The organism is Alienimonas chondri, assembly GCF_013036045.1.
Classification (GTDB): Bacteria; Planctomycetota; Planctomycetia; order Planctomycetales; family Planctomycetaceae; genus Alienimonas; species Alienimonas chondri.
Window position 1 is genome coordinate 19,938 of the sequence record NZ_WTPX01000048.1, and the last position, 10,672, is coordinate 30,609.

A 10,672-nucleotide genomic window follows, 5' to 3' on the forward strand; every position below is an offset into this window, starting at 1 on the left:
ATGCGTCCCGCTCGCTTTGCTCATCCCCGCTTGTTGTCGGCCGGCCTGTGCGTTCCGTTGCTCGCGGCGACGGCGGCGGGGATGCAGGAGTGGAAAAGCGGCATCGTTTGGAAAGAGCCGGCGGTCGTGACGCCCGGCGAGACGGCCGCGGATCCGCCTTCCGATGCGATCATCCTGTTCGGCGGCACGGATCTTTCCGCGTGGAAGGGCGGGGAGAAGTGGGAGGTGAAGCACGGCGTGGCCACCACCAAGGGCGGCACGATCGCCACCAAGCAGAAGTTCGGCGACGTGCAGGTGCACCTGGAGTTCCGCACCCCCGCCGAGGTGAAGGGCAACGGGCAGGGCCGCGGGAACAGCGGCCTGCACCTGATGGGGCAGTACGAGGTGCAGATCCTTGATTCGTTCGACAACGAAACCTACTTCGACGGTCAGGCCGCGGCCCTGTACAAGCAGAGCCCGCCGCTGGTGAACGCCTCCCGCGGACCGGGCGTCTGGCAGACCTACGACATCACCTTCGAAGCCCCGAAGTTCGACGAGAACGGCGCCCTCGTCCGTCCGGCGTACGCCACCGTGCTGCACAACGGCGTCGCGGTGCAGGTGCACCAGGAGATCCTCGGCGGCACGGCGTTCCACAAGCCGCCCAGCTACGACTCGAAGGCGGAGAAGGGGCCGATGACGCTGCAATTCCACAACAACCCGGTCAGCTTCCGCAACATCTGGGTGCGGGAACTGGAACTCGATCGCGGCGAGACCTACCCGGACGCCTGACGCCGTTCCGACCTCGCTCCCCGTCACCTCTCGCCTCGCTCGCTCCGCCATGTTTCGTCGCCGTTCGACTCTCGCCGCCGGCCTGTGCGTTCCGTTGCTCGCGGCGACGGCGGCGGGGATGCAGGAGTGGAAAAGCGGCATCGTCTGGAAAGAGCCGGCGGTCGTGACGCCGGGCGAGACCGCGGCCGATCCGCCCTCGGACGCGATCGTGCTATTCGCCGGAACGGACCTCTCCGCCTTTCGAGGCGGGGAGAAGTGGGAGGTGAAGCACGGCGTCGCGACGGCGGGCGGCGGGACGATCACCACGAAGCAGAAGTTCGGCGACGTGCAGGTGCACTTGGAGTTCCGTACCCCCGCCGAGGTCGAGGGCAGCGGGCAGGGCCGCGGCAACAGCGGGCTGTATCTGATGAATCGCTACGAGGTGCAGATCATGGATTCGTTCGAGAACAGCACCACCTACGACAGTCAGGCCGGCTCGCTCTACAAACAGACGCCGCCGCTGGTGAACGCCTGCCGGCCGCCGGGCGCGTGGCAGACATACGACGTGTTGTTCGAGGCGCCGCGATTCGACGAGAATGGCACGATCGTTCGCCCGGCCCGCGCGACGGTGTTTCACAACGGCGTCGCCGTCCAAGTCCGGCGTCCGTTGCGGGGGGCGACCGCTCGGTTGCAGGGACGACGGGGGCAATACCTGCCGCACCCGTTAAAGGAACCGTTCAACCTCCAATGGCACGGCGACAAGGTCAGCTTCCGCAACATCTGGGTGCGGGATCTGGAACTCGACCGCGGCGAGACCTACCCGGATGCCTGAGGCCGGGGCATTTACTGAGCGTCAGGGTGAAGTCTGCGCTCTGTTGGAGGTGCGGGCGTCGCTTGCGGTTTCGCAGCCCCCCGACAGCCCTCGGACGCTGCGAAACCGCAAGCGTTCGTCGGAGGCTCAACCCTCCTCGGCCCACATAAGCGATCTGTTCACGGCAGCGTGTGCCCCGCGTCCCGTAACCACGCGGCGACGGTCAGCAGCGGCAAGCCAATGACGGCCGTCCAATCGGCGGCCTCGATGCGGTCGAACAGCGCCAGCCCGCCGGGTTCTTCAAGCTTGAAACTGCCGGCGCAGTCGACCGGGTGCACCTTCGCCACATAGGCTCGCAGTCGCTCGTCGGAGAGCGGGTGGAGCACGAGGTCGGAGCGAACCACCGTCGCCCGGCGGCGTTCGCCCGGTCCGGCGAGCGCCACGCCGCAATACAGGCTCAATCCGCCGTCGCGGGCGGCGATCAGTTGGGCCAGCGCCCGCTCCGGCGTGCCCGGTTTCGAGACGATTTCCCCGCCGACGACCGCCACCTGATCGCTGCCGAGGCAGACGGCGTCCGGGCTACGGTGCGCGACCGCCTCCGCCTTCATCACGGCGAGGCGTTCGGCGAGCGCCGCGGGGTCGGTCATCTTCGCCGTCACCGCCTCCTCGTCCACGCCGGGCGATTGCTGCGTGTACGGCACGCCGAGCCGATCCAGCAGCATCGCCCGGTAGGGCGACGTGCTGGCGAGGATCAGCGGCGGCGGAGCGGGGGCGCCGGGTTCGCTCACTTCGACTCGACCACCTTCACGGTCAGCCGGCCGATCACTTCCAGCATCGGCAGGAAGCTGGCGACGGGAGCCGCGTCGTCGTCGCTCAAATCGCTGCGGCCCAGCAGCAGATGCCCGCCGCCGATGCCTCCGCCGGTCATCGTCGGGTCGAGCGGAATCCAGATCGCTTCGCCGTCGCCGCCGCCTCCCTCGACGACGGGGCCGTCGGCGTCCAGCAACGCTTCGACCCACATATGTCCGCCCATCTGACCGCGGCCGGGGATCGTCACCAAGCCCACGCAGACGCGGGCCGGGATGCCGCGGGCCCGCAGCATCGCGGCGCACAGCACGCTGTGCTCCGTGCAGTCGCCGGCGAGGTTCTCCGCGACCTCCGCCGCGCTGGCCAGGGCGGTGCTGAAGTTCTTGTTCGTCAGCACGCGGCCGACGTACTCCGTACAGCCCACCGCGACCGTGCCCGCCGGAGCGTCCGCCGGGGCGGCGGCCTCCGCATGGGCGATGACGCGGGGGTCGTCGCTTTGCAGGTAGCGGGTGGACTTCAACAGGTTCGGGGCGACGCCGGCCGTCGCGGACGCGGGAATCGGCAGCCGCTTCACCGTGACGCGGGCCCGGCGCTCGTCCAACGGCTCGACCGTTTGGGATGCCGTCGCGAGGAACAACTCGGCCGGGTCCGCCTCCTCGACGGTCACCTCATAGACGACCTGCTGCGTCTGGTGCACGTTCGGAATCGTCTCGACGGCGACCAGCGTGTCGAAACCGACGTCGCCCCCCTTGCCGAACACTGCCCGCAGGGCTTCCTCTTTGCTGACCTCGTAGGTGACCATCTCCTGACCCAGCATGAACGTCGAATCGAAGGCCGCTTCGCCGTCCTCATCGACGTACAGGGTGGTGCTGATCGGCAGGATGTCGTGGGTCACCGTCACGGCGGTCAGCGTGCGCGTCTCGCCGGTGGGCGTTTCGACCGCTTCCGCGTTCGGAGCGATCGACAGCGTGGTCGTGCCGACCTTCTCCAGGTCCGGGAAGAAGGCTTTGAAGCTGACCGGCCGGCCCGGCTTCAATTCGTCGCCGGCGAGGACGGTTTCGAGGTAGCTCGGCCCTTTCACGTCGCCCGGGACGGGGATTTCGCGGACCGCCTGCTGCCCGTTGACGGTGGAGGTGACCTGCATCACGTCGCCGACGCGCTCGCCCACCGCCTTCGTCGGCGCGGCGCCGGGGTTCTTCGTGACCAGCGTGTAGGCCCGCAGCCCGCCGTCGGCCGTTTCTTCGGCGCTCAGTTCGACGGCCATTTTGATCGTCTGGCCGAACCGGCGGAACGTCATGTTCGTCTCGACCTCCGTGCGCGCGCTGGCGTCCCCGTTCTCGCCGAGCGGCGTCGCCACGGTCCGCGTCCAACCGATCCGTTCGTCGCCCAAGGCGATGACGCCCCACGTCGTATCCTCGACATCCGCGGTCAGTTCCTCGGCGACCCCGACCGCGGCGCCCCCGTCGGGCGCGGCCGGGACGACCGGCTCGTCCTGGGCGAGAGCGGGGAGGCTCACCGCGGCGAGCAGGAGCGCCGCGAACGGCGGGGGGGCGAAACGGAGCATGCGGGACCGGTCGTGCGGGCGTCGGGGAGCCGGCATCTTAGAGAGAGTTGAGCCGTCGGGGGAGAACGTCGGCGGTTCCCGAACGTGCCGACGGCGACCGGGTGTGCGGGCTGGTCGGGCGACGCCCGCCGCCGGGCGAGCTTCAATCCGTGCGCGTAGGGAATGTCCGCGCCGGTCCCTGATACGGGAGTTAGGGTGAGGAGCGGCCGTGGCGGTTCGGCATCATCTCCGCCCCTTTCCGGGGGCGGTCGGCGATGCCGCCCACGACGGTCGCCGCCGCTGAGGAGGACGCGGCCGCCGCACCGTCGGCGTTCCCCCGTTCGGTTCTTCGGAATCGAACGACGGCGAACGCGGGATCGGTCCGGCTCCCCGCTTCTCCTCCGCCCGACGCCGGTATGAGTTTCCTCACCGAATTTCTGAAGACCCGAGGCGGCGGCGCCGATCCGTCCGCCCCCAGCAGCTTCGGCGGACTCTCCGACGAGCAGTTGGAGAAACATCTGAAGGTCGACACCTACGGCGACTTCACGCTGACGAACGCGGTCCGCCCGGCGTTCGACCTCCGCGTGGTCCCGAAGGCCGGCTACCGCCACGATCACTTCGTCGATTCCTCGACGGGCGTCCGCGTGCCGGTGCTGATGGCGGCCGCCAGCCGCGAGAACCTCTTCGAGCTGTTCCTCGATCTCCTCGACCCGCTGGGCGACGAAGTCGACATCGTGCTGGAGAGCACGCACACAGCGGGGAAGGGCGGTCGCAACGATCGCGTCCGGGAGGGCATCGATCTGCCCGTCCTCAAAAGCGCCCTGTATGACTACGAGGAAGAGATCCTCGACGACGGCTGTTTAGGCATCGCGGTGTTGAACGCGAAGATCCCGCTGGAGGTCCAGTTCGACGAACACAAGCTGCTCGTGATGTACGGACAGGATCTGTTTGAATTCGAGAAGATCCTCTTCGAGCACCGCCTGACCCGCGACGACGGAATGAAGTTCGTCACCGAAGCCGAACACGTTCACAGCAGCACGGACGAGCTCGCGGAAGAGTTCACCCGGTTGGCGTACGACCTCAGCGCCGAGGCGTGAGGGAGGAAAGGGAAAGGGGCGAGGAGTGAGGCGGAAGTGACGGGGGCCGCTCCCCACCACGTACGCCTGACGCCTCGCCCCTTTCGCATGCCGCGGAGCGGCCTATTTCTCGTCCAACTTCAGGAAGGTGTAGAGCCGGTCGCCGCCGCGGAGGATGTCGCAGCGGAGCATCTTCACGCCGTCGTCCGCGGCGAGATTGAGGACGTAGGCGAAGTCCGCGGGGATCAGCGTGCTGAAGTCGTGCAGACCGAGCAGGATGTCCCCCGGTTTGACCAGCGCCCGATCCGCCGGGCCGCCGGGACGAACGGCGGTCACGCGGTAACCGCCCTTGTAGCCGAACTCCGTCAGCTTGCCGCCCGCCGAGGCGACGACGCGGTCCACCTCGCAACCGGAGCGAGCCTCGAACTGCGGCACGGCGTCGGCGGCGGTCAGCGGGGTCGCGACGGCTTGGACCGGCTTCCGCAGTTCTGCCGTACGGGCGGAGATCTGACGGGTGTCGCTGCTGAGTTGAGCGATCCCCCGTCCGGCGCCGGGCAGACTGAAGGCGACCGGCACGCGTTCCGAACCCCGCAGGACGGTCAGCGTGACCGTCTCCCCGGGACGCACGCCCAGCAGCGCCCGTTCGAAGTCCGCGGCGTCCTCGACCGGGGTCCGGCCGACCCGCTCCACGACGTCGCCGCGGTTCAGCCCGCCCTGACCGTCCGCCCCGCGAATCGCCGGGCTGCGAGGATCGATCTGCGCGACCACCGCCTGTTTGTTGGTCGGGGTCTTGCGGTCGCTGAATCGCACGCCGTGGGAGCGTTTCTCCAGGCGCTCGACGCTCATCAGGTCCGCCAGGACTTCGCGGGCGTCGTCGATGGGGATCGCGAAGCCGATCCGCTGGGCGCCGGCCCGAATTGCGACGTTGATGCCGATGACTTCGCCCCGCACGTTCACCAGCGGGCCGCCGCTGTTGCCCGGGTTGATGCTGGCGTCGGTTTGAATGAGGTTCCGGTAGCTTTGCGTCTCCGTGACTTCCACGTCGCGGAACAGCTGGGAGATGATTCCCTGGGAGACGGTGTGTTCGTACCCGAAGGCGTTGCCGATCGCGATCACCGTTTCACCCCGCATCAGGTCGCAGCTGGTGCCCAGCGGCATGACGGGCAGGTTCTCCGCGTCGATCTTGACCAGGGCGAGGTCGTGTTTCGGATCGACGGACAGCGTCCGGGCGACGTAGCTGGCGCCGGATTCGTCCGTGGCCCGCAAGCTTTCGACGCCGTCCACCACGTGGTGGTTGGTCAGGAGGTAGCCCCGCGGGTCGACGACGATCGCGGTGCCCATCCCGTTGACCTTGCGGCCTTTACGGGAGCCGAAGACCGGCTCGTCGTCGTAGGTCGTTTTGACGGAGTGCAGGTTCAGCACGCTCGGCGCCGCCCGCCGCACCGCCGCGACGGTGGGGGAGATGCGGGAGACACTGTCGTAGTCCGGCTGCTGGGCGACGCCGGGGGCCGCCCCGCACAGCAGCGCCAAGAGGGTGAGATAGGCGATGACCGCCGTTCTCACGGGAGCGACGTGGCCGGAGGCGCTCGATACGGGGGCGGCGAGCGGTGAGTCGGCGTGAATCATGCGTCGCTCGCAGGGGCGCTGCCGGTCTCCCTCGACCGCGACCGCCGCGGGGAGGGAGAAGGCTGGGGTGTCCGTTCCGTGGGGAGGCCGCAACCCGGTCTCCCGCCGGGCCGTCTTCGACCCGCGGTCAAACGCCCCTTGACGCCTCGCGACCGGTCCCGCACAGATTCTCGCGCCGCCGTCCGCCCGCCCCGCAAGGCCCGCATCGGCGGCGCGGACTCTCGGCGCCCGAAGCAGCTTCGGCGGCGGTCGTCGCGTTCCGACCGGCTACACTGTTCCCCCGAACGCCTTTTCCATCGCGCCGATGTCCGATCCCGACGCTCCCGCCGCCCACGCTCCGTCCGCCGACGCACCCTCGAAGCCGACGCGGCTCGAAAAGCTCGAACGGCTCCTCGCGGACGATCCCGGCGACGCCTTCCTGCGGTACTCCGTGGCGCTGGAACTGGCCAAGACCGACGAGGACGCCGCGCTCAAGCAGTTCGATCAGGTGATCGAGGAACACCCGGACTACGTCCCCGCCTACTTCATGAAGGGGCAGACGCTCGCGCGCGGCGATCGCGACGAGGAAGCCCGCGAAACGTTGCTGGTCGGCGTCGAGGTCGCCACCCGCACCGGCGACACCCACGCCGCCGGCGAGATGAGCGGCTTCCTGGAGACCTTGGGTTGATGACGAATTACGTCCCCGAAACCTTGCTCGCCGACCTGCGCGATCTCGCCGAACGGCAGGAGCGTCCCGGCGCCACCGCAAAGCCCGCGTTCCAGCGAATGGCGGAGGCCGGCGTGTGCGGCTGGGCGATTCCCGAGGCGTTCGGCGGTGCGGCGCTCTCCTCCGCGGAGATCATGACCGGTTACGAAGCGCTGGCCGCGGAGAACCTCTGCGCGACCTTTGTGCTCACCCAGTTTAACGCCGCCGTCGGCCGATTGGTGCAGAGCGAGAACGAGGAGTTGCGGGGCGACCTCCTGCCGCAGTTTGCGGCGGCGGACCAGTTCGCCACGGTCGGGATCAGTCATCTCACGACCTCCCGTCGCCATCTCGGCGAGCCGGCAGTGAAGGTTGAAGAACGGGAGGCCGGGTTCGTGCTCTCCGGCACCCTCCCCTGGTGCACCGCCGCCGGCATGGCGGACCTGATCCTCGCCGGCGCCGAACTGCCCGACGGTCGGCAACTCCTCACGTTCCTCCCGACCGACGCCCCCGGCGTGACGGTGGCGGACTCGCCTGAACTGCTCGCCCTGACGGCCAGCGCCACCGCCGCGGTGACGCTCGACGGGGTGCGGGTCGGTCGCGGGGCGGTCGTCAGCGGCCCCGTGAAGGAGGTCATGAAGCAGGGATCCGGCGGAACCGGATCGGTGGGCACCAGCGCCCTCGCGATCGGCCACGCCGCCGGCACGTTGCGGGGGCTCGCCGCGGAGGCGGAGAAGCGCCCGGAACTCCGGGAGACGCTTGAACCTCTCCAGCGGGAGCGGGCGGCGCTGTCCGCGGACGTTCAGACCATCGCCACGGCGACCTCGGCGGACGAGCTGCCCGACGGACTCACTGCCCAGACCGTTCGCGCCCGGGCGAATTCGCTTTGCCTGCGATCGGCTCAGGCCTACCTGACGGCCAGCAAGGGCGCCGGGTTCGTCGCCGGTCACCCGGCGGGACGCTTCGTCCGGGAGGCGATGTTCTTCCAGGTCTGGAGCTGTCCCGCCCCGGTCGCCGCCGCGGCGCTGCGGGAGTTCGCCTGCGGACTCTGAGGCGTTACTGAACGCGACGCACTTGGAACGTCTGATCGCTCGCGGTCGGGCGTTCGGGCGAAGCGAGATTCGCCCACGTCTCCAGTAGATCGCGGGCCACGGGGCCGGCGTCGGCGCCGCCGCTTCCGCCGTGCTCCAGCAGCACGCAGATCGCGACCGTCGCGCTTTCGTTTCCCGGAGCCGTCGCATACCCGGTGAACCAGGCGTGGCTCGGCTTGCCTCCGCCGACCTGGGCGGTGCCGGTCTTCCCCGCGATCCGCAGCCGCTTGGAGCGGGCATGGCGGTACGCCGTGCCAAGCGGATCGTTCACCGCCCGATCCATGCCGGATCGCAGGGCGGTCAGCGTTCGCTCCGACAGCCCCACTGCTTCGCCCCTTCCGACCAGCGCGCCGCCTAGTGGCGACGGCAAAGCGGGAAGCGCCACCCGGGGCGTCACCATTCGCCCGCCGTTCGCGATCACGGCGGTCATTCGGCAGACCTGCAACGGCGTGGCCGTCACTCGACCCTGTCCGACGCCGGTTTCGATCAGCAGATCGCGAGACACCTCTTCCTCCCCCTCTCCGAGCGGCAGGATCGAGCCGGAGCGCTCGCCCGGCAGTCCCGTGTCCGGCGAAACTCCAAATCCGAATCGCTTCGCCCAGCGATCCACGTCCGCGGCGCCGAGGCGATCCGCGGCGTCGAAGCACCAGACGTTACAGCTGCGGCACAGGGCGTCCGCGGGGCGAACGTAACCGTGCCCGACCTCCTGCTCAATGAAGCACGCGCAGCGGTGCCGTTCCGGCCGGTCGAGGTAGCCGCGGCATTCGATGGAACCGTCGCCGAAGACCACGCCTTCCTCCAGCGCCGCGGCGACGATGACCGGTTTGAACACGCTTCCCGGCGGCAGGGCCGCGGCGGTCACGCGGTCCAGCAGCGGCGCCCGGGGATCGTCCCGCAAGTCGGCCCAGCGGTCGGCGTCGCGCAGATCGTGCGGGTCGAAGGTCGGCACGCTCGCCGCGGCGAGCACCGCCCCGGTCTGCACATCCATCAGCACGGCGGCGGCCCCTTTCGGGACAGGCCGCCCCTCCGGCGGGAACATCGCGGCGGAGAGCCGGTTGAGAACCGCCGCCTGCAAATCGGCCCTCACCGTCAGCGTCACGTCCCGGCCGGGCTGCGGCGGGGTGAGGAGTTCTGTCTTCACCGCGGCCGCGGAACGATTCTCCCAGATCCGACGGGCGCCCGGTCGATGGGTGAGGACGCCGTCGAACGCCGCTTCCGCGCCCGTCAGGCCGGCTCGCACGTCCTCTCCGCCCGCGGTCGCTTGCGCGGAGCGAAGGCCGACGAGGTGGGCCGCGGGCAGACGATCCGCCGTGCGGCGTTCGACGACCGGCTTGACCCGCACGCCCGGGAAGCGGTCGGGGGACCCCTCGATCGCCGCCGCCACCCGCGGGCCGAGACCGGACAGCACGCGGTGATACTGCAACTCCTCCGCGAGCGTATCGTCCGTCGCCCCGCCGCGGTCCGGCGGCGTGGTCAGTTCCGCGACGATTCGGTCGGTCCAGCCATCGCCGACGGCGGCGGCCTCTCGCGCTTTCTCCGCGGCTCGTTTCGCCTCCCGGGCGGCGACGACCTTCGCCTTCATCTCGGTCACGCGGCGGTCGACCGTTTTGAATTGACGAGAGATCTCTCCCACGTCCACGCCGCAAGCCGCCGCGAGCTGCACCTTCAACGCCTCCCGCTCCGCCAGGATCGACGCTTCCGCGGCCGCGATCTTTGCCGGGTCCGATCGCTCAGCCCGGGTGAGCCTCTCCCGGATCCGATCGCCGAGCCAACCCGGGTCGGCGTCGGTTTGCAGCCAGCGATAGTGCACGAGCGCCTCGAATCGCGCCTCGTCCCACGCCCAGACGACGCCGTCGGCGCTCAGAATGCGACCGTCCACGGCGGGGATCGCTTCGTCGCGGGGACGCGGGCGATCCCGTCCCTCCGCGACCGCCTCGCCGCAGGTGATTTGGATGACGGCGACTCGCGCCCCGATCGCCGCCAGCGGCAGGAGAAACAGGGCGGACAGCAGGCCCGCCCGGACCCCGGCGCCGGCGGTTCGCTCCGCGGGGGAGACCTCGTTCATCGCCAGCCCCGATCGTCGTTCGGTTCTGCGCCACGAATCGCCGCGGCCAGCCCCCCGCCGATCAGCCCGATCGCCGCCGCCGCCGGCAACGAGGGCCAATCGATCGTCGCATCCACGGAGCCGAGGTCCGCCGCGTTCGCGAGTGCGACGGCGGCGGTCCAACCCAGGGGACCGGCGAGCGCCCAGCGCCGACCGGCGTGTCGGACGACGCCGCGCAAGAACGC

The 10,672-nt window shown here is 69.8% G+C and carries 10 protein-coding genes; 5 read left to right on the forward strand and 5 right to left on the reverse strand.

Annotation, left to right across the window (positions count from 1 at the left end):
• Together LzC2_RS09115 and LzC2_RS09120 are read left to right on the forward strand one after the other, a co-directional pair.
• Positions 1–768, forward strand: a complete 768-nt coding sequence (locus LzC2_RS09115) for a 3-keto-disaccharide hydrolase (protein WP_171186079.1) — start codon at positions 1–3, stop codon at positions 766–768.
• A 49-nt stretch (positions 769–817) separates the two neighbouring features.
• The gene (locus LzC2_RS09120) at positions 818–1,579 is read left to right on the forward strand and encodes a 3-keto-disaccharide hydrolase (protein ID WP_171186081.1); all 762 of its coding nucleotides are present in this window, start codon (positions 818–820) and stop codon (positions 1,577–1,579) included.
• A 158-nt stretch (positions 1,580–1,737) separates the two neighbouring features.
• On the opposite strand, the gene LzC2_RS09125 is transcribed toward LzC2_RS09120, so the two are convergent.
• Together LzC2_RS09125 and LzC2_RS09130 are read right to left on the reverse strand one after the other, a co-directional pair.
• Positions 1,738–2,346, reverse strand: coding sequence for a Maf family protein (locus tag LzC2_RS09125; protein WP_171186083.1), 609 nt, complete (start codon positions 2,344–2,346; stop codon positions 1,738–1,740).
• A complete protein-coding gene (locus tag LzC2_RS09130) occupies positions 2,343–3,929 on the reverse strand; it encodes a transglutaminase-like domain-containing protein (protein WP_171186085.1) in 1,587 nt (528 codons plus the stop codon). Before LzC2_RS09130 ends, LzC2_RS09125 begins: the two co-directional genes overlap by 4 nt.
• A gap of 395 nt (positions 3,930–4,324) precedes the next feature.
• On the opposite strand from LzC2_RS09130, the gene LzC2_RS09135 reads away from it, so the two are divergent.
• Positions 4,325–5,005 carry a hypothetical protein gene (locus tag LzC2_RS09135; RefSeq protein WP_171186088.1) on the forward strand — a complete coding sequence of 227 codons (681 nt, stop codon included), beginning with the start codon at positions 4,325–4,327 and terminating at the stop codon, positions 5,003–5,005.
• Positions 5,006–5,107: 102 nt separating this feature from the next.
• Here LzC2_RS09135 and LzC2_RS09140 read toward each other — a convergent pair whose 3' ends face one another.
• Positions 5,108–6,610, reverse strand: coding sequence for a trypsin-like peptidase domain-containing protein (locus LzC2_RS09140; protein ID WP_171186090.1), 1,503 nt, complete (start codon positions 6,608–6,610; stop codon positions 5,108–5,110).
• Between the two features lie 304 nt (positions 6,611–6,914).
• Between LzC2_RS09140 and LzC2_RS09145 the strand changes: the two genes are divergently transcribed.
• Both LzC2_RS09145 and LzC2_RS09150 read left to right on the forward strand, forming a co-directional pair.
• Positions 6,915–7,277, forward strand: coding sequence for a tetratricopeptide repeat protein (locus tag LzC2_RS09145; protein ID WP_171186092.1), 363 nt, complete (start codon positions 6,915–6,917; stop codon positions 7,275–7,277).
• The gene (locus LzC2_RS09150) at positions 7,277–8,344 is read left to right on the forward strand and encodes an acyl-CoA dehydrogenase family protein (RefSeq protein WP_171186095.1); all 1,068 of its coding nucleotides are present in this window, start codon (positions 7,277–7,279) and stop codon (positions 8,342–8,344) included. The genes LzC2_RS09145 and LzC2_RS09150 overlap by 1 nt, the downstream gene beginning before the upstream one ends.
• Before the next feature lie 4 nt (positions 8,345–8,348).
• Here the strand turns inward: LzC2_RS09150 and LzC2_RS09155 are convergent, their stop codons facing one another.
• Both LzC2_RS09155 and LzC2_RS09160 read right to left on the reverse strand, forming a co-directional pair.
• Positions 8,349–10,448, reverse strand: a complete 2,100-nt coding sequence (locus tag LzC2_RS09155) for a peptidoglycan D,D-transpeptidase FtsI family protein (RefSeq protein WP_171186097.1) — start codon at positions 10,446–10,448, stop codon at positions 8,349–8,351.
• Positions 10,445–10,672, reverse strand: a 228-nt coding sequence (locus LzC2_RS09160) for a hypothetical protein (protein WP_171186099.1), incomplete at its 5' end; no start/stop codon positions are given. The genes LzC2_RS09160 and LzC2_RS09155, both read right to left, overlap by 4 nt.